At 72.2% G+C, this 22839-nt stretch carries 17 protein-coding genes; 7 read left to right on the top strand and 10 right to left on the bottom strand.

The features are described from left to right. Nucleotides 1-27: 27 nt before the first annotated feature. Nucleotides 28-894 (bottom strand): alpha/beta hydrolase, encoded by an 867-nt coding sequence (locus ACGF5O_RS37665; protein ID WP_393814421.1) that lies wholly within the window; start codon nucleotides 892-894, stop codon nucleotides 28-30. A 165-nt stretch (nucleotides 895-1059) separates the two neighbouring features. Between ACGF5O_RS37665 and ACGF5O_RS37660 the strand changes: the two genes are divergently transcribed. The 6 genes from ACGF5O_RS37660 to ACGF5O_RS37635 all read left to right on the top strand — a co-directional run bounded on the left by ACGF5O_RS37660 (nucleotide 1060) and on the right by ACGF5O_RS37635 (nucleotide 9590). Further along, the gene (locus ACGF5O_RS37660; RefSeq protein WP_393814420.1) at nucleotides 1060-1863 is read left to right on the top strand and encodes an IclR family transcriptional regulator; all 804 of its coding nucleotides are present in this window, start codon (nucleotides 1060-1062) and stop codon (nucleotides 1861-1863) included. A 581-nt stretch (nucleotides 1864-2444) separates the two neighbouring features. After that, nucleotides 2445-4070, top strand: a complete 1626-nt coding sequence (locus ACGF5O_RS37655) for an ABC transporter substrate-binding protein (RefSeq protein ID WP_393814419.1) — start codon at nucleotides 2445-2447, stop codon at nucleotides 4068-4070. An 8-nt stretch (nucleotides 4071-4078) separates the two neighbouring features. Further along, the gene (locus tag ACGF5O_RS37650; RefSeq protein ID WP_393814418.1) at nucleotides 4079-5017 is read left to right on the top strand and encodes an ABC transporter permease; all 939 of its coding nucleotides are present in this window, start codon (nucleotides 4079-4081) and stop codon (nucleotides 5015-5017) included. Further along, nucleotides 5014-7041 (top strand): dipeptide/oligopeptide/nickel ABC transporter permease/ATP-binding protein, encoded by a 2028-nt coding sequence (locus ACGF5O_RS37645; RefSeq protein ID WP_393814417.1) that lies wholly within the window; start codon nucleotides 5014-5016, stop codon nucleotides 7039-7041. The genes ACGF5O_RS37650 and ACGF5O_RS37645 overlap by 4 nt, the downstream gene beginning before the upstream one ends. Then, the gene (locus ACGF5O_RS37640; RefSeq protein ID WP_393814416.1) at nucleotides 7034-8062 is read left to right on the top strand and encodes an oligopeptide/dipeptide ABC transporter ATP-binding protein; all 1029 of its coding nucleotides are present in this window, start codon (nucleotides 7034-7036) and stop codon (nucleotides 8060-8062) included. The genes ACGF5O_RS37645 and ACGF5O_RS37640 overlap by 8 nt, the downstream gene beginning before the upstream one ends. 49 nt (nucleotides 8063-8111) lie before the next feature. After that, nucleotides 8112-9590, top strand: a complete 1479-nt coding sequence (locus tag ACGF5O_RS37635; RefSeq protein ID WP_393814415.1) for an aldehyde dehydrogenase family protein — start codon at nucleotides 8112-8114, stop codon at nucleotides 9588-9590. 76 nt (nucleotides 9591-9666) lie between these two features. Here the strand turns inward: ACGF5O_RS37635 and ACGF5O_RS37630 are convergent, their stop codons facing one another. The 4 genes from ACGF5O_RS37630 to ACGF5O_RS37615 are packed head-to-tail and all read right to left on the bottom strand — an operon-like array spanning nucleotide 9667 to nucleotide 14373. Beyond that, nucleotides 9667-11049, bottom strand: a complete 1383-nt coding sequence (locus ACGF5O_RS37630; protein ID WP_393814414.1) for an acyl-CoA reductase — start codon at nucleotides 11047-11049, stop codon at nucleotides 9667-9669. Further along, on the bottom strand, nucleotides 11046-12392 hold the full coding sequence (locus ACGF5O_RS37625; protein WP_393814413.1) for a hypothetical protein: 1347 nt from the start codon (nucleotides 12390-12392) through the stop codon (nucleotides 11046-11048). The genes ACGF5O_RS37630 and ACGF5O_RS37625 overlap by 4 nt, the downstream gene beginning before the upstream one ends. A gap of 18 nt (nucleotides 12393-12410) precedes the next feature. Continuing rightward, nucleotides 12411-13115: an ABC transporter ATP-binding protein gene (locus ACGF5O_RS37620; RefSeq protein ID WP_393814412.1), complete on the bottom strand. Its 705-nt coding sequence runs from the start codon at nucleotides 13113-13115 to the stop codon at nucleotides 12411-12413. A 13-nt stretch (nucleotides 13116-13128) separates the two neighbouring features. Next, nucleotides 13129-14373 carry an ABC transporter substrate-binding protein gene (locus ACGF5O_RS37615; RefSeq protein ID WP_393814411.1) on the bottom strand — a complete coding sequence of 415 codons (1245 nt, stop codon included), beginning with the start codon at nucleotides 14371-14373 and terminating at the stop codon, nucleotides 13129-13131. 121 nt (nucleotides 14374-14494) lie between these two features. Here ACGF5O_RS37615 and ACGF5O_RS37610 point away from each other — a divergent pair, with 121 nt between their 5' ends. After that, complete coding sequence (locus ACGF5O_RS37610) at nucleotides 14495-17194, top strand: ATP-binding cassette domain-containing protein (protein WP_393814410.1); 2700 nt, start codon at nucleotides 14495-14497, stop codon at nucleotides 17192-17194. A gap of 7 nt (nucleotides 17195-17201) precedes the next feature. Here the strand turns inward: ACGF5O_RS37610 and ACGF5O_RS37605 are convergent, their stop codons facing one another. The 5 genes from ACGF5O_RS37605 to fabG all read right to left on the bottom strand — a co-directional run bounded on the left by ACGF5O_RS37605 (nucleotide 17202) and on the right by fabG (nucleotide 22751). Continuing rightward, nucleotides 17202-17996 carry an SDR family NAD(P)-dependent oxidoreductase gene (locus tag ACGF5O_RS37605; RefSeq protein ID WP_393814409.1) on the bottom strand — a complete coding sequence of 265 codons (795 nt, stop codon included), beginning with the start codon at nucleotides 17994-17996 and terminating at the stop codon, nucleotides 17202-17204. Between the two features lie 17 nt (nucleotides 17997-18013). Then, the gene (locus tag ACGF5O_RS37600; protein ID WP_393814408.1) at nucleotides 18014-19252 is read right to left on the bottom strand and encodes an acetyl-CoA acetyltransferase; all 1239 of its coding nucleotides are present in this window, start codon (nucleotides 19250-19252) and stop codon (nucleotides 18014-18016) included. Next, on the bottom strand, nucleotides 19252-20700 hold the full coding sequence (locus tag ACGF5O_RS37595; RefSeq protein ID WP_393814407.1) for an OB-fold domain-containing protein: 1449 nt from the start codon (nucleotides 20698-20700) through the stop codon (nucleotides 19252-19254). The genes ACGF5O_RS37600 and ACGF5O_RS37595 overlap by 1 nt, the downstream gene beginning before the upstream one ends. Before the next feature lies 1 nt (nucleotide 20701). Beyond that, a complete protein-coding gene (locus tag ACGF5O_RS37590) occupies nucleotides 20702-21925 on the bottom strand; it encodes an acetyl-CoA C-acetyltransferase (protein ID WP_393814406.1) in 1224 nt (407 codons plus the stop codon). 79 nt (nucleotides 21926-22004) lie between these two features. Beyond that, nucleotides 22005-22751 (bottom strand): 3-oxoacyl-ACP reductase FabG, encoded by a 747-nt coding sequence (gene fabG / locus ACGF5O_RS37585; RefSeq protein WP_393814405.1) that lies wholly within the window; start codon nucleotides 22749-22751, stop codon nucleotides 22005-22007. Nucleotides 22752-22839 lie beyond the last annotated feature (88 nt).

The following is a 22839-nucleotide window of genomic DNA, read 5'->3' as shown; positions in this document are numbered from 1 at the left end:
TACGCGGTGCGGTGCCGTGACGTGCCGTCAGGCGGTGCGCCACCAGGCGTAGTACTTGTCGCCGTAGCCGTCCATGATGTCGGCGTACTCGTGGTCGGCGTCGGGGAACTCGAAGAAGTCGTGCGGGACGTCGAGTTCGGTGAAGCGGAGGTCCAGGTCACGGATGGTCGGTGCGAGGCGGGTGTCGAGCCGGCCGGAGAGCAGCCGGACCTGGCTGGTGCGGCGGAGTTCGGGGGCGTTGGCGAGGACCAGGCTCCAGGGGTGGCAGAGGTCGTAGTACTCCTGGTCGCCGAAGTAGGTGTTGTTGACCCGGTCCTCGGGCTCGTCCTTGAGGTCGCGCAGGATCGCGGGGGCGACCGCGGACACCTTGCCGAAGACCTTCGGGTACTTCAGGCCGAGGTGCAGGGCGCCGAAGCCGCCCATGGAGAAGCCCTCGACGGTGCGGGCGGCGGCCTCGGGGATCGTGCGGTAGGCGGAGTCCATGTGCCGGACCAGGTCGAAGGCGGTGATCTGGGCGAGCGGGCGGGCGCCGTCCTTGGAGTCGACGTACCAGCCGATCGGCAGGATCTGCGGGACCACGACGATCGTCGGCGGCATGGCCTCGTTCCGGATCGCCTTGTCGATCCGCGCAACCATCGCCGAACCCTGACGGGCGTTGCCGAACCCGCCGTGCAGCCAGTAGACGACGGGGAAGCGCCGTTCCGGGTCCGTCTCGTACTGCGGGGGAAGGTAGAGCTGGTAGCTGCCCTGGGCGTCCGCGCCGCCGCGCGAGGGCTGGGGGTAGAGGCCGAAGGCGGTGAGCTCCTGGTCCTCGCGGACCTCGTCGATCCACTGCTGTTCGATCTCTGCCATCTGTTCCGGGGTGGTGCGTACCTGGTGGACCTTCTCAGCCACGGTGTGCTGTCCTCTCAGTGGGTCTCGCAGAGAAGCCCGGGATCCTCCGGGGCGAGCGCCGGCAGCCCTCCGGCCTCGCCACTCCGGGGCGATGTTCCGCTACGTGGAATGACGTATCCTCTAGTGGAACGCTCATCAGTGAAACCGTGCGACGGGAGCCTGTCAATGGCCGGGATCGAAACTTCGCAGGACCCACAGGCGAGCGGTCGCGGGGGCCGCAGCTCGCTCGCGGGGAACGCCACCGACAAGGCGCTCAACCTGCTGGAAGCCGCCGTGGCACCCGGCTACCCGCACCGGCTCGGCGACGTCGCGGCGGCCGCCGGAGTGCCCAAGGCCAGCGCGCACCGCATCCTCAACAACCTGGTGGCGACGTCCTTCCTCGCCTCGGACGGCACCGGCGGCTACGGCCCCGGCCCCCGGCTGCGGGCTCTTGCCGCCCGGGTCACCCAGGGCTGCGAGGAGGACCAGGTGATGCGCGCCGAACTGGAGGTTCTCGGCAGACGGGTCGGGACCACCGTGCACCTCGGGGTGCGCACCGGGGACGCCGCGACCTGCCTGATCAAGGTCGCCAGCCCCAAGCCGGTGCAGACGGCGTCCCGTGTGGGCATGCAACTGCCGCTGCATGCCACCTCGATCGGCAAGTGCATCCTGTCCGGCCTGGGTGACGACGAACTCGCCGCGCTGCTGGAGCGGGTGGGGCTGCCGGCCCGGACCGAGCACACCATAACCGAGTTCGGCGCCCTGCGCACCGAGCTCGCGCGGGTACGCGAGCAGGGTTTCGCCCTCGACCAGGAGGAGAACGAGATCGGCGTGCACTGCGTCGGCGCGCCGGTCCGGGACGCCAAGGGGGCCGTCATCGGCGGCGTCAGCGTCTCGGCCATCACCTACCTGGAGTCCCGCGAGACGCTCCTGGGCTGGACCGATCTCGTCCGGGCGACCGCCGACTCGCTGCAGGGCCTCCTGGGCTGAGGCGGCTTCGGCTCCGGCCCGGCGGGCCGCGCACGGCACGGCACCGGCGCTGTACACCACGCGGCCCGCATGCTTATCTTTCAGTTCCCTGACCCATTTGGTCTTGTACGACCCGTAGACACCGCCGCACCGTTTCAGCAGGGTTACAGCACCGGGGCGCCCCCGTCCCGGTCCACCGGCCAGCCCCCGGTGCGGCAGTACCCCTGAGCACCACCCTCGCGAGCAGCGGGAGCACCTCCGGTTCGACGCCGCTCATCAGTCACCGCCCGCCCCACACGGCCCCCGGCCGTGGCCGCGCGGCGGTCCCACGCGACGCGACCACTCCCCCTTCGGCCCGTCGGCCGACTCGCCCACTCCCGCAGCACAGGCGCAGGCGGACGCCCCCACAGGACGCCACCGGCATCCGCGGCTCCCGCGGTCCGGGTCCGGAACACGCCTCCAGGCCACCGACGCCCCTGACCTTCATGGCCGTTGCGCCTCCGCAGAGGCGCACGGAGCCGACCACCGGAGCGGGCCGGCCACTGTCCGCGCCCCGCCCCGAGCCCGCGGCCATGCCCGCCCGGCCCCAGCAAGGAGAGACAATGACGTCCCACGATGCCGCACCCCGACCCACCGCGCCGAGAGGCCACCGGTCCGTCCGCGCGGGAGGCAGCCTCGCCGCCCTCTGCACCGCCCTCACCCTCACGCTCGCCGCGTGCGGCGGAGGCACCGGCGGCACCGCCGCCGGTGGTGGCTCCACCAGCGGCACGAAGGTGGCCGGCGACACCCTGACCGTCGCCGAGCAGCAGGCACCGCCCACGCTCAACCCGGGCAGTCTCGACCTCGGGTTCGTCGACTTCACGATGCTGTCGTACGAATCGCTCTTCTACCTCTCCCCCGAGGGCAAGGTGGAGCCGGCGCTCGCCAAGTCCTGGAAATACGTCGGCACCGGCAACAAGGAGCTGTCCATCACGCTCCGCTCCGGGGTCACGTTCGCCGACGGCACACCCGTGACCGCCGACGCGGTGAAGGCGTCGCTTGAGTACGCGAGGAAGGCGCAGGGCAACCAGGCCCACTACCTCACGGACGCGACGATCGAGACCTCGGGCGACCTCGGACTGACCATCAGGCTGGCCGAGGCGAACCCGATCCTGCCGACCCTGCTGACCCAGTCCTACGGCATCGGCCAGATCATCAGCCCCAAGGGCCTGGCCGACCCGGCGGACCTGACGCCGGCCAAGGCCAGCCAGGGCGCCGGTCCCTACGTCTACTCGCCCTCCGACAGCGTCGCGGGCGACCACTACACCTACACCGCAAGCCCGGACTACTACGACAAGTCCAAGCAGCACTACAAGAAGATCGTGATCCGGATCGTGCAGAACGGCCAGACCGCGGTCAACGCCATGAAGACCGGCCAGATCGACGTCTACAAGGGCGACTACACCTCCGCCGCCTCCGCGAAGTCCGCCGGTATGAGCACCGTGGGCCTGCCGGTGATCCTCCAGGGCCTCAGCCTGATCGACCGCGGCGGCGAGGTGTCCAAGCCGCTCGGTGACGTCAGGGTGCGCCAGGCGATCAACTACGCCATCGACCGTGACGCCGTCACCAAGGCGCTGCTCGGCTCCAGCGGGACGCCGACCGTGCAGACCGTCGTCAAGGGCGGCGACGGCTACTCGGCGGACCTCGCGGACCACTACGCGTACGACCCCTCGAAGGCGAAGCAGCTGCTCAAGGAGGCCGGTTACCCGGACGGCTTCGAACTCCCGGTCCTGGCGGCCACGTTCGTCGGGTTCGACACGATGGCCGAGGCCGTCGCCGGCCAACTCTCGAAGGTCGGCATCAAGGTGAAGGTCACCGCGGTCACCAGCATCACCTCCTTCGTGGAGAACCAGACCAACCACAAGTACCCGGCGGTCTCCGGCGGGTTCACCGAGGAGCCGATGTACCTGGAGGGCCTGGACCTGTTCATGCCCGGCTCGAAGGTCTTCAACGGCTTCGGCTCCACCGCGCCCGAACTCACTTCCCTCTTCGACAGGGCGGCCGCCGCCGAGCCCGCCGCCCGCGCCGGCCTTGACCGGCAGATGCAGGAGTACCTGGTGAAGAACGCCTGGTTCGCCCCGGTCGCCTTCACCCCGGTCAACTACTACGTCCGTCCGGGCACCGGCGGCGTCGAGGTCAGCGCGGGCGCGCCGTTCGCCAGCCCGCTCGCCTTCTACGCGACCAGGTAGGAGGCGCCGTGCACAGGATCCTCTTCCGCTGGCTCGTCGGCGCCGTCCCCGTGGTGTTCGGCGTGACCGTGCTGACGTTCGTCCTGACCACCCTGGTCCCGGGCGACCCCGGCCGTACCATCCTGGGCGCGAACGCGAGCCCCGCCCAGGTGAAGGCAGTCGACGCCCAGCTCGGGCTCGACCATCCGCTGCCGGTCCGCTACTGGGACTGGCTGAGCCACGCCCTCCGCGGCGACCTGGGCGACTCGATCACCTCGGGCGTGCCCGTGAGCGACCAGCTCAGCTCCCGGCTGGCCGTCACGCTGTCGCTCATCGGCGGCGCGCTCCTGGTGGCCGCCGTCGCGGGCGTGGCGCTCGGTGTCCTGAGCGCGCTCAAGGCCGGCCGGCTGGGGCGTGCCGTGGACGGCGTCTCGCTGGTCGGGCTCGCCGTGCCGAACTTCTGGTTCGGCCTGGTGCTGATGACCGCGTTCGCGGTGCAGCTGCCCGTCTTCCCGGCCACGGGGTACGTCCCCTTCACCGATTCGCCGACCCGGTGGTTCGAGTCGCTGGTGCTCCCGGTGCTCACTCTGGGCGTGCCGGCCACGGCACCCGTGGCGAAGCAGACCCGGGACGGCGTGCTGAACCAGCTGAACCGCGAGTACGTCCGTGTGCTGCGGGCGCGTGGCATCCCGGAGCGGTCGGTGGTCTTCCGGCACGTGCTGCGCAACGCGGCCGCCCCGGTCGTCACCGTCCTCGGTGTCGTCGTGGTGACGCTGTTCGGCGGCACCGTGCTCGCCGAGACCCTCTTCGTGCTGCCGGGCCTCGGCGGGCTGGCGGTGACGGCCGCGACCACCCAGGACATCCCCATGGTCCAGGGCGTGGCCCTCGTCTTCACCGTCACCGTGGTGCTGGTCAACCTGCTGATCGAAGTGGTGTACACGATGCTCGACCCGAAGGTGCGGACATGAAGAGCACCGACATGAACACCGCGGACGTGAAGAGCACGGACGCGAAGAGCACGGACGCGAAGGGCACGGACGTGTACTTCGCGGAGAGCGCTCGTGCGGGTCACCGGCCGGCGGCCCACCCGCACGGCTTCGTCGCCCGGTTCGTCCGAAAGCCCGCCGCTGCGGTCGCCGCCGCCTACCTCCTGCTGGTCCTTCTCGTCACCCTCTCGGCCGGCTGGATCGCCCCGTACGGCCCCGACGAGCAGGATCTGACCGCGGCCCTTGAACCCCCGAGCGGCGCGCACTGGCTGGGCACCGGCGAGCTGGGCCGGGACGTGCTCAGCCGGCTGATGCACGGCGGGCAGGTCACCCTCCTCGGCGTGCTCATCACGCTGGTCGTCTACCTGACGCTCGGTGTCCCGGCGGGCATGGTCGCGGGCTACCGGGGCGGCTGGTTCGACCGGCTCGTCCTGAAGAGCGCCGACCTGATCTCCGCCGTACCGGTCATCATCGTGCTCCTCGTGGTCCTCTCGGTGTTCACGAACGACGAGAGCGCCGCCATGGCCGCCAACGGTCTGCTCGGCGCACCGCTGCTGGCCCGGGTCGTCCGCTCGGCCACCCTCGGCGTGAAGGAGGAGCTGTACGTCCGGGCCGCCGTCGCGAGCGGCATCCGGGACCGGGTCGTCATCCGCCGGCACGTGCTGCCCCGCGTCACCGGCGTGATCCTCGTCCAGGCCTCCGTCTACGGTGCCTACGCCGTCCTGCTGGAGACCGGGCTCGGCTTCCTCGGACTGGGCACCGACGAAGCCAGCTGGGGCAGCTCGATCGCCGAGGCCTCCAAGAACATCGGCACCGACCCGTGGCTCCTGATCCCCTCCGGCTTCATGATCATCAGCTTCATCCTGGCGCTCGGCCTGCTGAGCGACGGGCTGCGCGACACCCTCGCCGAGCGGTACGCGCCCCCGGCCGACAAGCCGCCGTCCCGTCGCCGTTCGGCCCGGCGGTCCCTCCTGACCGCACCGAGGACCTCCGTCACCACGGTGGCCGAGCCGGCCGAGGACGTCCTGCTGTCGGTGCGCGGACTGACCGTCGCCCTACCCGTCGACGGGACCCCGACCGAGGTCGTCAGGGACGTCTCCTTCGACCTGCGGGCCGGCGAAGTGCTGGGCATCGTGGGCGAGACCGGCTGCGGCAAGACCGTGACCGCCACCTCGGTGCTCGGGATGCTCCCCGCGGGCGGAGAGATCACCTCGGGCGTCATCCGGTTCGAGGGGAACGACCTCGCGCAGGCCGACGCCGCCTCGCTGCGTCGGGTCCGGGGCCGCCGGATCGGTTGGATCTCCCAGGATCCGATCGCCGGCCTGGACCCCTCGTTCACGGCAGGCGCCCAGGTCGCGGAGGCGGTCCGCGTCCACACCGGCTGCACCCGCAAAGAGGCCGGGCAGCGCGCCCTGGAGCTGCTCCGGATGGTACGGCTGCCCGATCCGGCCCGGGTCGCCGCGAGCTACCCGCACCAGTTGTCCGGAGGCATGGCCCAACGCGTCGGCATCGCCGCCGCGTTGGCCGGAGACCCGGCCCTCGTCATCGCCGACGAGCCGACCACCGCGCTCGACGTGACCGTGCAGGCGGAGATCCTCGACCTCCTGCGGGAGCTGCGGAGGTCCGGCACGGCCGTCGTCCTCATCACCCACGACTGGGGTGTGCTCGCCGACCTGTGCGACCGGGCCGTGGTCATGTACGCCGGCGAGGTCGTCGAGGAGGCGGAGGTCACCGCGCTGGTGACCGCGCCGGCCCACCCCTACACGGCCGGCCTGCTCGGCTCCGACCCGCACCACGCGGTGCCGGGCGAGCCGCTGCCCGCCGTCGAGGGCTCGGTGCCGCCGCCGCCCGAGTGGCCGGTGGGCTGCCACTTCCAGAACCGGTGCCCGCGGGTGACCGACGCCTGCCGCGAGAAGCCCGTCGTCATTTCCAGGTCGGCGGCCCTGCAGCGCTCGGCGCGGTGCATCCGGCCCGTCGAGCTGATCGGAGAAGCGGTCCATGACTGAACACGCCCGGGGCACCGCCCCGCTGCCGGACACGGGCACGGGCACGGCCCTGCTCGACGTGTGCGACCTGAGGGTCTCCTACCATCGTCCGGGCCGTCGCGCGGGCGCGGTCCACGCGGTGCGCGGGGTCGATCTGACGGTGCGGCGCGGTGAGACCGTCGGCCTGGTCGGCGAGTCCGGCTCGGGGAAGTCGACCATCGGCTCGGCCGTCCTGGGGCTGGTCCCGGCGACGGGTGGCCGCGTGGCGTTCGACGGCGCCGACATCACGCACGGCACACGTGCCGACCGCCGGCTGCTGGCCCGCCGTATGCAGGTGGTCTTCCAGGACCCGTACGGCTCCATGAACCCGGCGCACACCGTGGGCGACACCCTCGCCGAGGCGCCGCGGTACAACCTCGGCCTGCCCGAGGACGCCGTCCGCGAGCGGGTACGGGCGGCACTGGCCGACGTCGGCCTGCCGCCGGGGGCCGCCCACCGCTACCCGGCCGCCTTCTCCGGCGGCCAGCGCCAGCGGATCGCCATCGCCCGGGCGCTGGTGATGGAGCCGGAGTTCGTGGTGTGCGACGAGGCGGTCAGCGCCCTGGACCTCTCCGTGCAGGCGCAGGTGCTCAACCTGCTGGCCCGGCTCAAGCGGAGCCGCGGCCTGAGCTATCTGTTCATCTCGCACGACCTGTCCGTGGTGCGCTACTTCAGCGACACCATCGTCGTGCTGTACGCCGGCCGGGTCGTCGAACGCGGCCCGGCCGCCCGGGTCGCCGACCGTCCGGTCCACCCCTACACCAGGGCGCTGCTCGCCGCGGCCCCGGTCCCGGACCCCGTGGTCCAGCGCCGCCGCCAGGAGGAGCGACGGCGCACGGTCGCCGCCGCGCCTCCGGTCCGTGCCGAGCAGGGCTGCGACTTCGCCCCGCGCTGCCCGTTCGCCCAGGACGTCTGCCGGACGAGCAGGCCCGAACTCACCGACCACGACGGGGTCGCCGTGGCCTGCCACCGCTACGAGGACCTCAAGGCCCCGGCCGCCTGACCCGGCACCCCGCCCGTCGCCCTCTTCTCCAAGGATCACAAGGATCACGATGACCACCACCGCCCCCGCCCCGCTGGACATCGCCGCCCTGCTGCCCGACGGCACGCACCTGATCGACGGCGAATGGGTCCCCGCCCGTTCCGGGAAGGCCATCGACGTCGCCAACCCCGCCACCGGGGCCCTGCTCGCCCGCGTCCCCCGCGGCGGCACCGAGGAGGTCGACGACGCCGTACGCGCCGCCGAGCAGGCGTTTCCCGCCTGGCGCGACACCAGCCCCGCCACCCGCGGCGAACTCCTCTACCGCTGGGCCAAGTTGGTGCGCGAGCACGACGACGACATCAACCGCCTCGAGGCGATGGAGGTCGGCCACCCGGTCGGCCCCTCCCCCATCGCGGCCCGCCTCACCTATCTGGCGGGCAAGGCCGACAAGATCTTCGGGGACACCCTGCCGACCCGGTCCCCGGACGTGCTGGGCCTGACCCTGCGCGAGCCGTACGGCGTGGTCGGCGCGATCATCCCGTGGAACGCGCCCGGCCCGATGACCGTGTTCAACACGGCCGCCCCGATCGCGGCCGGCAACACCGTCGTCCTCAAGCCCGCCGAGGACGCCCCGCTGACCGCCCTCTACCTGGCCCGCCTCGCCCAGGAGGCCGGCCTCCCTCCGGGTGTCCTCAACGTCGTCACCGGATACGGCACGGAGGCGGGGGCCGCCCTGCCCGCCCACCCCGGCATCCGCAAGATGAGCTTCACCGGCTCCCCCGCCACCGGCACCGCCGTCATGGAGGCCTGCGCCCGCAACCTCATCCCGCTCCAGCTCGAACTCGGCGGCAAGTCCCCGCAGATCGTGCTCCCCGACGCCGACCTCGCCAAGGCCGTACCCGCGATCGTGCGCAGCATCATCATGAACAGCGGCCAGGTCTGCGCCGCCGGTTCCCGTGTCCTGGTCCACTCCGCCCTGCACGACCGACTCGTCGCCGCACTCGCGGACGCGTTCCGCGCCGTACGGGTCGGGCTGTGGGACCAGGCGGTGGACATGGGCCCTCTCATCAACGCCCGACAGGAGCGTCGAGTTCTCGACTACCTCACCATCGGCCGTGAGGAGGGCGCCGAAGTGGTCGTCGGAGGCGGCAAGTTGTCCGGGGCGCCGTACGACGACGGCTACTTCGTCGAGCCCACCCTGTTCGACCGGGTCGCCCCCGGGATGCGCATCGCCCAGGAGGAGATCTTCGGCCCGGTCCTGTCCGTCCTCGGTTACGAGGACGAGGAGGAGGCCGTCGCCATCGCCAACGGCACCCGTTACGGCCTGACCGCCACCGTCTGGACCCGGGACGTCGGACGGGCGGTGCGGCTCGCCCGCCGGGTCCAGGCCGGCCAGGTCGCCGTCAACACGGTCGGGGACGGCGGCCCGAACGGATCGATCGGCACCCCCTTCGGGGGCTACAAGCACAGCGGCTTCGGCCGTTCCATGGGTCCGGACTACCTGGAGGACTGGACCCAGGTGAAGGCGGTGGTGATCAACGCGGGATGAGCCGCGACCGCCGGACCACGCCATCGCCGGCGGCGCGGAGTGGGGGTCCGACTTCGGCCGGGACGGACCCTCGGGGTCACTCGTCGTTGACCCAGCGCATCAGCCGGCGCAGTGGGTGGAAGCCGTCGTGGGAGAGGCCGGGCGGCATGCCGCCCGCTCCGCCGAGGGAGACCACACGCTGTACGCCGGCGCAGGCGAGGGCGTCGCGCAGGTCGGCCTTGCGGCCGGCGGGGTACACGCCGACCGTCTGGGTGGCGACCCCGGCGTGTGCGACGGCGTCGGACAGTGCGGCGACGGGGACGACGTTGACGATCTTGCCGTCGGGGTGGAAGTCCACTGGTTCCGGGGAGCGGATGACCAGGCCGTGGCCGTCGTATCCGCCCCACACGCGGTAGTCGGGCGTCAGGGACCGCAGGACGTCGATCTCCTCGCGGAGCCCCGCCGGGACCCGGGGGCCGTCGGCGGAGCTGAACTCACGCGCCACGCCGAGGCGTTCGCAGAGCAGCGCGGCGTAGCGGTCGGCCTCCTCCTCGGTGCCCTCGACGAACTGGAAGCGGCTGGCCACGCACGCCTGCTGGTTGAAGAAGGTGGCGTCGCAGGCGCCCGCGTCGGCGGCCCGCGCCAGGGTGTCGGCGGAGGCGAAGGCCTCCCTGCCGATCAGGGAGATGGAGGTCTTGGGGTCGAAGGAGACGAGCTCCAACCCGGGTCCCACGTACTTCAGGGCGCCTCTGATGGTGGCCTCGCCGCCCCAGGCGACCAGTTTGTCGAAGAACTGCGGGCGGAACAGCACGCTCTCCACCGACTCGTCGCCGCCGCGCCAGTACACGGCGGAGAACGAGCGCACCACGGGGTGGCCGGGGGCCACGGCGGCCATGGTGCGCAGGACCGCGGTCGCGGTGAACAGGTCGTTGGAGGGCAGTTTGAGGAGGTTGACGCCCTTGGTGAGGGCCCCGCGCACGACGGTCTGGGCGGCGACGCCGGGAGCGTTGCCGGCGATGATGTGCACCAGGCGCGGCGGGAACGCGCGGGTCGCCGCGATCCGGCCCTCGGGCAGCCGCACCTCGCGCCAGCCGTCCAGGACCTCCGTGCCGCCGAGTTCGTGGTCGATCTGGGCCCGGAGGGCGGGCTCGCGGAAGCTGCGCCACAGGGCGGCGTAGGCCCGCTCGAGCACCTCTTTGGGAAGGGTGCTGACGTGGACCATGCGGTCGAGTGCCTCGGCGAGCAGGCCCTGCCGGTCCGACCTGAGCGCCTCGCCGGTCTCCACCAGCAGGTCGACGATCTCGGCGGCGGGGACGTGGAAGGCGGGGCCGGGTTCCGTGCGGGGCCACACCAGGCGGTCGAGGTCGAGGGCGGGTGCGGTGAAGGCGCCCCGGCCGTGCGGGGTGTGCGGGCTCTGGTCGACCTCGCCGCGGATCACATGGACGACGGCCACGGCGCCGTCGCGTGCCGTGCCGCTCATCCGTGGATCATCCCCCGTACGTAGGAGTCGAGTGTCGCGGCGCAGGTGATCTTGTCGTCGCCGCCGCCGAGTTCGCCGTAGCGCTGGATGTCGGGCAGCACGGCGGGTCCCGGCCTGCCGCAGTCGCAGGGCGAGAAGTCCACGGAGACCTTGTCGCCGCTGATGAGTCCGCCCCAGCGGCCGGAGAGGGAGACGTCGAAAAAGGCGAACCTCCCTTCCGTCACGCCGTGTTCGGTGTTCAGGAGCGTCTCGCCGGTCTGGTCGAGGACGAGCGGGATCACCCACGGGGGCACGTGATAGCGGCCGTTCTCGCAGGCGAGGCAGGAGCCCTGGAGTTCGGTCATGCCGTAGCTGCGGACCCGGCGTACGCCGTCGTAGAAGGCGGCGAACTGCTTCTGGTAGTCGTCGGGCAGGGCGCGGCCCTTGTTGCCGCCGCCGCTGAGCACCAAGGTGTCGGGGTGCAGGCTGCCGTCGGCGACGCCCCGCGCGCGCAGGGCCTGGATCAGGGTGAACTGCTGGTTGTTCATGCCGGCGATCAGCAGCGGTTCGTCGCGGTGCGCGTGGATGTCGTCGACGATCGCGGTCAGCGCGGCGTCCAACTCCTGCTCGCGGGAGGCCGATGCCGTCTCGAAGGAGCTGATCTCCCGCGGGGTGGCGGTGCCTTCGGCCATCCGCCGGCGCAGCAGGGCGCTGCCCATCAGCTCGGACACCTTCAGCGGTGCCTCGGTGAGCAGCCGGGTCTCTCCCGGGCGTGCGAAGACGTCCGCGTGCCAGCGGAAGCCGTCGATGGAGCGCATCGGGCCGCTCGCCGGGGCCAGCAGGTAGCCGCGGCGGGTGGGCTTCGGGGGCAGGGGGTCGGGCCAGCAGGTGAGGTTCTCCAGGACGGTGTGCAGGAAGTCGAGGTCGTCGGTGTCGCAGTTGAGGAAGGAGACCTTTCCCGAGGTGCCGCTGGTGATGTAGGGGCGGTGGCCGGCCGCGGTGATGCGGTCGGTCCACTCGTCGATGTCCGTGACGCCCTCGACGTCGACGTCGCCGGGTTCGACCACGGAGACGGTGGAGTACCAGCGCAGGAGCCGGTCCCATCGGCCGTTCTCGATGAGGGAGACGGGGTACGACTTGTAGCTCGTGTGGGAGAAGAGCAGCGGTACGAGGTCGGCGAGAGCGGTGATCTCGTGGACGCCGGTCTCTTCCGCCCGGGTGCGCAGCAGCGGGATCCGTTCGCGGTGGGCGGTGAAGGCCTCCCGCGCGGCTTCCAGTTGCAGCTGCCCGATCTCCTGGGCAGGTTGACGGAATGTGTCGCCGGACCGGACCAGGGCCCGGATCTGTTCGCGTGCGCTGGGCACGGCAACCTCCTCATTCGGTCATGACGCGGGGTTCTTGGTGAGATAGGAGGATTCGAGCGCGTCGAGGTCGGCGCGCAGTTCGGCCGGGGTGCCGGCCATCTCGACGCGGCCCCGGCGCAGGACGTAGACGCGGTCGGCGATGCCGAGCACCTTGCGCACGTGCTGTTCGACCAGGAGCGCGCCGAGACCCTGGTCGGCCGCCTCGCGGACCACGCGCAGGAGGCGGTCGACGACGAGGGGGGCAAGGCCGAGGGAGAGTTCGTCGGCGAGCAGCAGCCTGGGCGCGCGGCCCAGGGCTCGGGCGAGGGCCAGCATCTGCTGTTCTCCGCCGGAGAGCATGCCCGCGCCGATCCTGAGCCGCTTCTCGAGTTCCGGGAACAGGGACAGGGCCTGGTCGGTCCGTACCCGGCCGACGCGCAGGTTGTCCGTGGTGTCGAGCCTGCTGAAGACGGCGCGTTCGCCGACGTAGGCCAGGCCTTCGCGGGCGCGGCGGTGCAGTGGTGCCCGGCCGGGGGCGCCGAGCCAGCGCAGTTCGCCGCTCATGGGGGTCAGTTCGCCCGAGAGGACGCGCAGGGTGGTGGTCTTGCCCGCGCCGTTGGGTCCGAGCAGGGCGACGACCTCGCCGGGGCGGACCTCCAGGTCGAGGTCGCGCAGCACGGGCCGGGTGCCGTATCCGGCGGACACGGCACGGGTCTCGATCAGGGGATGTCCGTTGTCGTGCACGGGCGTTCTCCCGTCAGCCGGCCGACGCGGCCGTCAGGATCTTGCGGACGTCGACGAAGGTGGATCCTGACTTCGCCCACTCGATCTTGCCGTCGCGGATGGTGAGTTCGGTGGCGGTGGTGTTGTGGATGCGGTTGAGTCCCTTGATCGGCAGTGCCGTCGACGCCTTCCAGTTCAGTGGCGGGGTGAGGCCGCCGGTGCTGATGCCCTGCGCGGTGTTCAGCTCCTTGACGAGGGCCTTCGCGGAGATGGCCGGCAGCTTCTTGACGGCCTCGGTGAAGACGGTGAACGCCACCCAGGTCGTCTCGTTGGCGCCGTTGGAGGTGTCGATGTCCTTGTCTCCGGAGGCGGCCTCGGTGAAGCCCTTCCATGCCTTGTCGGAGACCGGCGGGTAGTAGCCGGTGATCACGGCACCCTCCAGCGGGCTGCTGCTGCCGCCGGTGCTCGCGGCCAGGTCGGGGGTGAGGTTGCCGACGACGCTGCCGAGTTTCGTCTTCGCCCCTGACTGCACGTACGCCTTGACGAACAGGTCGGAGTGGGTGCCCAGGATGACGCTCACGCAGTCGCTGCCCTGCGTGGCGGCGGCGACCTGCGGGGCGAGGTCGGTGGCCGTGACCGGCACCTTGAGGTCCTTGGGCGCGGCCCCGCCGGCGGAGGTCGCGCCGAGGGTGAGGAACTGCGAGACGATGGCCGCCGCCGCCAGGTCGTAGCGCACGCCGGAGATCTTCTTGCACCCCGACTGCACCAGTTGCCGGCCGTGCGCGGCGAACACCGCGGGGGTGCCGCCGTTGACCGGGTACGACAGGGGATTGGAGAACTCGGCGGCCGAGACGCCGGTCCCGCCGAGGTAGGGGATGCCGGCCTTCTGGAGGATCGGCATGTAGCGGTCCCCGGCCAGGCTGTAGGAGCCCACGACGGCCACGACCTTGTCGGCGACCGCCTGCTGGGCGCACTTCTCCGCCTCGTCGGGGTCGTTCTTCTCGTTGCAGGTGATGACCTTCAGCGGAGCTCCCTTGATGCCGCCGTTGGCGTTGATCCACTTCTCGTAGGCCTGGGCGGTGAGCCGGACGCCGGGCTGGGCGCTGCCCTGGGTGTCCTCCGGGTTCCAGACCATCACCTTGACCGGCGTGCCCTTGAGCGAGGAGGTCTCGGCGGAGCTGTCGGACGCCGCCCCTCCCCCGCAGCCGGCGGCGAGCAGGGCTCCGGTGACGGCGAGTGCGCCCGCAGCGGCGGTTCTGTGTCGGCGTGGCTGGTTCATGGTTCCTCCGCGAGGGTGCTGGGCCGAGATGCCGAACAGCATGGAGGCGGCGGATTGTTTAGTGAAGTACTCTGGACACAATTATTTAAATAATTACTCTGTCTGTCTGGAGGTGCCACAGATGGACGACATCCTGCGTTTCGCACTGCTGGGACTGGGCCTCGGTGCCCTGTACGCGCTCACCGCGCACGGCATCGTGCTGGTCTACCGGGGTTCCGGCGTGCTGAACCTCGCCCACGGGGCGATCGGTATGGCCGGGGCCTACCTGCAGTGGGAACTGGCCACCCGGCACGGCATGCCGTACTGGCCGGCCGCCGCCTGCGGGGTCGCCGGCTCCGCGGTCCTCGGGCTGCTGACCCACCTGCTGGTGATCCGGCCCCTGCGCCGGGCCTCCACGCTGGCCCGGCTGGTGGGCACGCTGGCGGTGTTCATCGTGCTCACCGCCGTCGCCGTCAAACGGTACGGCGACAGCCTCCAGCTGGTGCCGGGCAGGCTGCCCACCCGGCTGCTGACGCTCGCCGGGGCTACGGTGTCCGAGGACCGGATCTGGCTGCTGGGCATCGCGGTCGCCGCGACCGTGGTCCTCCATCTCGTCTACCGGCACACGCTGTTCGGCCTCGGCACCACCGCGGTCGCCGAGCACGAGGCCGCCGCCGCCGCGCTCGGCTGGTCCCCCGGTCTGGTCGCCGCCACCAACTGGGCGCTGGGCTCGGCGTTCGCGGGGCTGACGGGCATTCTGATCGTGCCGGTCATCGGCCTGTCGGTGACCGGGCTGACCACCCTGCTGCTGAGCGCTCTGGCCGCCGCCCTGGTCGGCCGGTTCGCCTCGTTCCCCGTCACACTGGCGGGCGGCCTGGGCATCGGGGTCGTGCAGTCGGAGCTGACCCGCTTCGGCTCCGGCGTCACCGGGCTCGCCTCCTCCGTGCCCTTCCTGTGCATCGCCCTCGTACTGGTGGTCCGCGGCCGGGCGCTGCCGCTGCGGGGCACCTTCCTGGACCGGTTGCCCGCGCTGGGCACGGGCCGGGTGCGCCCGGTGCCGCTGGCCGCCGCCGTCGTGGTGGGGCTGGTCCTGGTGGCGGTCTCCTCGCCGCTCTGGGCCGACGCGATCACCAACACGCTGGTGCTCTGCCTGATCATCCTGTCGATCGTCGTGGTGACCGGTTACGCGGGGCAGGTCTCGCTCGCCGCCTACGCCCTCGCCGGGACCGGCGCCTTCATCGCCGGGCACACGGCGGCCGACTGGGGCTGGCCCTTCGAACTCGCCCTGCTCGCAGGCGTGTTGGGGACCGTTCCGATCGGTCTGCTGTTCGCGCTCCCGGCGGTCCGCACCCGCGGGGTGAACCTCGCCATCATCACCCTCGGGCTCGGCACCACGCTGGAGGCGATGGTCTTCCAGAACACCGACCTGTCCACGACACCGGGCAGCGACGGCATAGCGGTCGGCAAGCAGACCCTCTTCGGCATCGCCGTCTCCGGCGTCGACCATCCGCAGCGCTACGCCGCCGTGGTCCTGGTGGCCTTCGTCGTCACCGCGCTGGCGGTCGCCAACGTCCGGCGCGGCAGGACGGGCCGCCGACTCGTCGCCGTACGGGCAAACGAACGGGCCGCCGCGGCCCTCGGCATCGACGTCCGCGCGGTCAAGCTCTACGCCTTCGGCCTGTCGGCGGCTATCGCCGCGCTCGCGGGCGTGCTCATCGGCTTCCGGTCGACGTCCGTGGTCTTCGCCGACTTCGCGAGCTTCGACTCCATCACCGCGCTCGGACTGGCCGTCATCGGCGGGGTCGGCTACCTCGTCGGCCCACTCTTCGGCGCCACCTTCGCCGCGGGCACGGTCGGCGCCCGCTTCGGGGACCTGCTGCTGCCGGGGCTGAGCGACTGGATGCCGCTGATCGGCGGGATCGTGCTGGTGCTGACGCTGGTCGGGAACCAGGACGGGATCGGGCGGGAAGTCGGCAGACAGGCCACGGGAGTTGAGCGCCGGCTGCGGCGGAAGCGCCCGGCCGTCGTGCCCGGGCCGAGCGCCGACGAAGGGGAACTCCACGTCACCCGAGCCGCGCCGCTCCCCCTCCGGGTACGGGAGCTGACCGTGCGCTACGGCGGAGTCGTCGCCGTCGACGGACTCTCCTTCGACGTCGAGCCCGGCCGGGTCGTCGGTCTGATCGGGCCAAACGGCGCGGGCAAGACCTCGGCCATCGACGCCGTCACCGGGTTCACCCGGGCCGCGTCCGGGAGCGTGTGCCTCGGCGACCGGAACGTGACCAGGATGCCGGTGCACCGGCGGGCCGGGGCCGGGCTGAGCCGGTCCTTCCAGTCGCTGGAGCTGTTCGAGGACATGACCGTCCTGGACAACCTCTACGCCGCCTGCGACCGGCCCGGGCCCTGGGCCGGCCTCACCGACCTGGTGCGTCCCGGCAGTCGGCCACTGCCCGCCCATGTGCTGGTCGCGGTAAGGGAGTTCGGGCTTCAGGACAGCCTGGACCGGCCGGTGGGCGACCTGTCGTACGGGGAGCGGAGGCTGCTGGCCATCGCCCGCTCGGTGGCGGCCTCACCGTCCGTGCTGCTCCTCGACGAGCCGGCCGCCGCCCTGTCGGACGACGAGACCCGGGAGCTGGCGCGGCTGGTGCGGCGGCTCGCCGACGAGTGGGGCATGGGGGTGCTGCTCGTCGAGCACGACGTCGACATGGTGATGAGTGTCTGCGACGAGATCGTCGTGCTCGACTTCGGCCGCCGGATCTGCGCCGGCACCCCTCAGGAGGTGCGCCGGGACCCGGCGGTGCGGGCGGCCTACCTGGGCGACCTGGAGCCGGAGGCACTGTCCTGAGGACGGCTCACGCGTCGCGCAGATCGGCGACGTAGGGCTGGTGGGACAGGAGGCCGCCGTCGACGCGCAGGGTGTGGCCGGTGACGAACGAGGACTCGTCGGAGGCGAGGAAGACGACCGCCGCGGCGACGTCCTCCGGCCGCCCCAGGCGCGGGGTGAGGTGGTGGCGCAGCATCGCGTCGCGGATGCCCGCGTGGGCCGAGCCGGAGCTCGCCGGGGTGACGATGAAGCCGGGCGCGACGGCGTTGCAGCGGACGCCCTGCTTGCCGTACTGGGTCGCGACGTACTGGGTGAGGTTGATCAGCGCGGCCTTGGACGCCCCGTACGCCGGATTGCGCAGGTCGCCCGCGAGTCCGGCGCCGGAGGAGGTGTTGATGATCGAGCCGCCGCCGCGCGCGATCAGGTGGGGCACGGCGGCCTGGATCGCGACCATCGTCCCGCGCAGGTTGATCCGCATGGTGTCGTCCCAGACGGCCGGGTCGGCCTCGGTGACGGCGAGGTCCTGACGGGCCGCCAGCCGGGTGGCCGCCGCGTTGTTGTGCAGGACGTCGAGGCCGCCGTACGTCTCGACGGCCGCCGCCACCATGGCCCGTACGCTGTCGATGTCACCGAGATCGACGGCGACCGCCGTCGCGGAGCCGCCGGCGGCCAGGATCTCCTCCGTGACCGCCTTCGCTCCGTCCGGGTCCAGATCCGCCACGACCGTGCGGGCGCCCTCGGCGGCGACGCGGCGGGCGGTGGCCGCGCCGATGCCGGAGGCGGCCCCGGTGACGATCGCGATCTTCTCGTCGAGCCGTCCCATGACACGAACCGCCTATCTCAGTCGCAGAGTTGACTGTCGGAGAGTTGACTGCCGGAAAGTTGGCTGCCGACGACGGACACGAAGGACACGCATTCGCCGGGTCCCCCGCCGAGGTTGTGGGTGAGGGCGAGCGAGCGACCCTCGGACAGCGTCCGTACGGTGCGCTCCGGCGCTGCCTCGCCGCGCAGTTGGAGCCAGGCCTCGAACATCATGCGCAGGCCCGAGGCGCCGATGGGGTGGCCGAAGGCCTTCAGGCCGCCGTCCGGGTTGACCGGCAGCGAGCCGTCCAGGTCGAACGCGCCGCTGGTGACGTCCTTCCAGGCCTGGCCGCGCTCGGCGAAGCCGAGGTCCTCCATCAGCACCAGTTCGGTGGGCGTGAAGCAGTCGTGGACCTCGGCGAGGGCGAGTTCGGTACGCGGGTCGGTGACGCCCGCCTGCCGGTAGGCCTCCTGGGCGGAGGCGACGACCTCGGGGAAGGTGGTGAAGTCGTACTCCGGGTCGAGCAGGCCGTCCGCCGGGCCGGCCACGAAGGACAGGGCCTTCACGAAGACCGGCTTGTCGGTGTACCGGTGGGCGTCCTCGGCCCGGACCACGATCGCGGCGGCCGAACCGTCCGAGACGCCCGAGCAGTCGAAGACGCCGAGCAGGCCGGCCACGATCGGCGCCGACCGGATGCGTTCCAGCGGCACCTCCTTGCGGAACTGGGCACGGGGGTTGCGGGCGCCGTTGACGTGGTTCTTCCAGGCGATGCGGGTGATGACGTCCTTCAACTCGTCTTCCGACAGGCCGTACTTGGCGGCGTACGCGGGGGCGAGGAGGGAAAAGTTGGCGGGGGCCGTGATCTCGCCGCGGCTGTCGTCGCCCGCGCCGGGGATCGCGGTGCCGGAGAGACCGGACATGCCGGAGTCCTTGAGCTTCTCCACGCCGACCGCCATCGCCACGTCGTAGGCGCCGGAGGCGACCGCGTAGCAGGCGTTGCGCAGGGCCTCGGAGCCGGTCGCGCACATGTTCTCGACGCGGGTCACCGGCTTGTTGGGCAGCCGCAGGGCCCGGCTCAGGGTCAGCCCGGACACGCCGGAGGCCTGGGTGCCGAACCAGAACGCGTCGATGTCGTCGAGGGTGACGCCGGCCGAGGAGACGGCCGCGCCGACCGAGTCGACCAGCAGGTCGTCGGCGGACTTGCCCCAGTGCTCGCCGAACGGCGTGCAGCCCATGCCGACGATCGCGACCCGGTCGCGGATTCCGTGCGAGCCCATCAGCCCGTCCCCTCGTCCTCGTTCTCGTCCTCGCCCAGGCGTACCGGGCGGGCCTTCCAGAAGTAGTTGTGGATGCCGGACGCGGTGACCGTGCGCCGGAAGGTCATCTCCACCCGGGCGCCGATGACCGCGTCCGCCTCGGTGGCGTCGGTGAGCTGGCAGCGGAACCGGCCGCCGCCGTCGTAGTCGACGACCACGACCAGCATCGGCGGGCTCGGCGTGTACGCCAGCCGGTCCACGGTGAAGGTCGCCACCGTGCCCCGTACGGCGTCCATGGGTTCGTCGGTCATGGCGTCGACGGCGTGGCAGGAGGCGCACACCCGGTCCGGCGGCAGCTGCCGGGTGCCGCACTTCTCGCACCGGGCCGCGACGAAGCCGTACTTCCAACCGGTACGGCGGTGCGCGGGCGGGGCGTACGGCGGCTCGGGGTCCGGCCGGCGGGGTGGTTCGCGGTCGAGGAGGCCGCGCCAGGAGAGGTAGGTGGCGTACGGCATCGGGGGGCTGCCCGCGGCGATCTGCGCGGCGACCGGACGGGTGCTGCGGTGTGCCGGGAGGGCGTCGGTGGTGCGCAGGAGCAGGACTCCGACGCCGTCGCCGAGGACGAGGAGCGCGATCAGCTCGCCCGGGCGGGCGCGGTCGAGGACGTCGGCGAGGAGCAGTCCGGGCTGGGCGGTGCCCGCGTTGCCGATGGCGCCGGTGAGGTCCGCGGTGACCGTCTCGGGCCGCACGCCTGCCGTCCGCCGTACGGTCGCGCAGGCGCGCGCGTGCAGGCCGGAGACGACGAGGTGGTCGATCGCGGTGCGGTCCAGGCCCGCGTGGTCGAGGGCGGCGGTCAGCGCCTGGTCCGCGAGGGAGACGTAGATCTCCTCGGCGAAGCGCTCCTCCCAGACCCGGGAGGCGGGGGCGCCGGGCAGCCGCCAGCGGTCGAGGATCTCGTCGCTGACGGTGTCGTGGGCGAGCAGTTCGGCGAGGACGGGGGTGCCGTTGCGGTGGCCGCCGAAGACGAACGCCGCCGCGCCGTCGCCGCCGGCCACCTCCTCGGCGCCGCCGGGCAGGCCGGTGCGCAGGTCGGAGAGGACCGCCAGGGTGGGGACCGGGGAGCGGGCGGCGGTGACCAGCGCGCCGAGGCCGGAGCGTACGGAGCCGGCCATGTCGGCGGCGAGGACGTGCGGGTCCAGGCCGAGGGCCGCGTGCACGGCGGTCGCGTTGGTCTTGTCGAGGTAGGCGGGTGTCGCGGTGGCCAGGAACAGCTGGCCGATGCGCGGGCGCAGGTCGCCGCGGGCCAGGGCCGTGCGGGCGGCCTCCACGGCCATCGACGTGGTGTCCTCGTCGTAACCGGCCACGGCGCGGGTGCCCTTCGCCGCGGGCGTGCCGAGGGCGGCGGCGACGTCGGCCCGGGCGAGGCGGTGGTACGGCACATGGGCGCCGTAGGCGATCAGTCCGGCCATGTCAGCGTCCTCCCTTGGCTGAGTGTTCGAAGACCGCGGCGAGGCCCTGGCCGCCGCCGAGGCACATGGTCTCCAGGCCGTAGCGGGCCTGGCGGCGGTCGAGCTCGCGCAGCAGGGTGGCGAGGATGCGGCCGCCGGTGGCGCCCACGGGGTGGCCGAGCGAGATGCCGGAGCCGTTGACGTTGAACCGCTCGAAGTCGGCCTCGGTCAGCGCCCATGCGCGGGTACAGGCCAGCACCTGGGCGGCGAAGGCCTCGTTGAGCTCGATCAGGTCGATGTCGGCGAGCTTCAGTCCCGCCCGTTCGAGGGCCTTGGCGGTGGCCGGCACCGGGCCGATGCCCATCGTCTCGGGCGGCACGCCGACGACGGCCCAGGAGACGAGGCGGCCCAGCGGGCGCAGGCCGAGTTCGACGGCGCGTGCGGGGTGGGTGACGACGCAGATCGCGGCACCGTCGTTCTGGCCGCTCGCGTTGCCGGCGGTGACGGTGGCCTCGGGGTCCTGGCGGCCCAGTACCGGGCGGAGGCGGGCGAGTTTCTCCAACGAGGAGTCCGGGCGCGGGTGTTCGTCGGTGTCGACGACCGTCTCGCCCTTCCGGGTGCGTACGGTGACGGGCACGATCTCGTCGGCGAAACGGCCCTGTTGCTGGGCGGCGACCGCCTTCTGGTGCGAGTGGAGGGCCAGTTGGTCCTGCTCCTCGCGCGGGATGCCGTACGCGCGCCGCAGGTTCTCGGCGGTCTCCAGCATGCCGCCGGGGACGGGGTGGTTGACGCCGCCGGAGGTGACCCGGCCGCGGGCGAGCCGGTCGTGCAGCATGGTTCCGGCGCCGCGCACGCCCCAGCGGGCGTCGGTGGTGTAGAACTCGGCCTGGCTCATGGACTCCACGCCCCCGGCCAGCACCAGGTCGCTGGCGCCGGTCTGCACCTGCATCGCGGCCGTGATGACCGCCTGGAGGCCGGACCCGCAGCGGCGGTCGAGCTGGAGTCCGGGCACCTCGACGGGCAGTCCGGCGTCCAAGGCGGCGACCCGGCCGATGGCCGGGGCCTCGCCGTTGGGGTAGCACTGGCCGAGGATCACGTCGTCCACGGCCGCGGCCGGGATGCCGCTGCGGTCCAGGACGGCCCGGACGACGGTGGCGGCCAGCTCGGTCGCGGTGACGTCCCGGAACACTCCCCCGTAGCCCCCGACCGGGGTACGTATCGGCTCGCAGATGACCGCGTCACGCATCCGTCATGCCTTTCGTCAGCTCGTCGTCGGCTGGGCAGCTCGTCAACTCGACGGCGGCTGTCAGCTCGTCGGCGGGGAATCACATGTACCGGCCGCCGGTGACCTCGATCACGGCTCCGGTGACGTAGCTCGCCATGCCGGAGGCGAGGAAGAGGACGGTCTGGGCGACCTCGGCGGGTTCGCCCGCGCGGCCCAGCGGGATCTCGGCGAGCTTCGCGTCCCAGGCCGCCCTGGGCATCGCCTCGGTCATGGCGGTGCGGATCAGGCCGGGCTGTACGGCGTTCACGCGGATCCCCGCCTTCGCCAGTTCCTTGGCGGCGGCCTTGGTCAGGCCGACGAGTCCGGCCTTGGCGGCGCTGTAGTTGGTCTGCCCGAAGTTGCCGACCTTGCCGGCGATGGAGGAGATGTTGACGATGCTGCCGCCCTGTCCGTGGGCGCGCATCGCCTCCGCCGCGTACCGGGTGCCGTTCCAGGCGCCGGTGAGGTGCACGTCGAGGACGGCCCGGAAGTCGGCGACGGGCATCTTGCGCAGGGTCGCGTCCCTCGTGAAGCCGGCGTTGTTGACCATCACGCCGACCGGCCCGAAGGCGTCGGCGCAGTGGGCGACCAGCGCGGCCACCTCGTCCTCGTCGGTGACGTCGCAGCGGATCGAGGTGGCCGTCACGCCGTCCTTGCCGAGGCGTTCGGCGGCCTGTGCCGCGGCGGCCCCGTCGATGTCGCCGATGACGACACGGGCGCCGGCGGCGCCGAGCACTGCGGCGATCTCGTAGCCGATGCCTTGTGCACCGCCGGTGACCACGGCGTTCCGGCCCTCCAGCAATCCCATGCGGCCCGCCCCTGACTCGTCGCTATTCCTCTTAAATAGATAACCTATTATGCTGAAACTATCAACCGTGCGACGGGCCGGCCGGACA

The sequence above is a fragment of the Streptomyces sp. NPDC048291 genome (genome assembly GCF_043201715.1).
In the GTDB taxonomy this organism is placed as follows: domain Bacteria; phylum Actinomycetota; class Actinomycetes; order Streptomycetales; family Streptomycetaceae; genus Streptomyces.
The sequence above is the reverse complement of the archived record's forward strand: the minus strand, read 5'-3'. Positions and strand labels throughout refer to the sequence as shown.

Excerpts from the sequence above, each read along its gene's own strand:
- ACGF5O_RS37660 (WP_393814420.1), top strand. The coding sequence starts at position 1,060 with ATGGCCGGGATCGAAACTTCGCAGGACCCACAGGCGAGCGGTCGCGGG.
- ACGF5O_RS37655 (WP_393814419.1), top strand. The coding sequence starts at position 2,445 with ATGACGTCCCACGATGCCGCACCCCGACCCACCGCGCCGAGAGGCCAC.
- ACGF5O_RS37645 (WP_393814417.1), top strand. The coding sequence starts at position 5,014 with ATGAAGAGCACCGACATGAACACCGCGGACGTGAAGAGCACGGACGCG.
- ACGF5O_RS37640 (WP_393814416.1), top strand. The coding sequence starts at position 7,034 with ATGACTGAACACGCCCGGGGCACCGCCCCGCTGCCGGACACGGGCACG.
- ACGF5O_RS37635 (WP_393814415.1), top strand. The coding sequence starts at position 8,112 with ATGACCACCACCGCCCCCGCCCCGCTGGACATCGCCGCCCTGCTGCCC.
- ACGF5O_RS37630 (WP_393814414.1), bottom strand. The coding sequence starts at position 11,049 with ATGAGCGGCACGGCACGCGACGGCGCCGTGGCCGTCGTCCATGTGATC.
- ACGF5O_RS37615 (WP_393814411.1), bottom strand. The coding sequence starts at position 14,373 with ATGAACCAGCCACGCCGACACAGAACCGCCGCTGCGGGCGCACTCGCC.
- ACGF5O_RS37610 (WP_393814410.1), top strand. The coding sequence starts at position 14,495 with ATGGACGACATCCTGCGTTTCGCACTGCTGGGACTGGGCCTCGGTGCC.
- ACGF5O_RS37605 (WP_393814409.1), bottom strand. The coding sequence starts at position 17,996 with ATGGGACGGCTCGACGAGAAGATCGCGATCGTCACCGGGGCCGCCTCC.
- ACGF5O_RS37600 (WP_393814408.1), bottom strand. The coding sequence starts at position 19,252 with ATGGGCTCGCACGGAATCCGCGACCGGGTCGCGATCGTCGGCATGGGC.
- ACGF5O_RS37595 (WP_393814407.1), bottom strand. The coding sequence starts at position 20,700 with ATGGCCGGACTGATCGCCTACGGCGCCCATGTGCCGTACCACCGCCTC.
- ACGF5O_RS37590 (WP_393814406.1), bottom strand. The coding sequence starts at position 21,925 with ATGCGTGACGCGGTCATCTGCGAGCCGATACGTACCCCGGTCGGGGGC.
- fabG (WP_393814405.1), bottom strand. The coding sequence starts at position 22,751 with ATGGGATTGCTGGAGGGCCGGAACGCCGTGGTCACCGGCGGTGCACAA.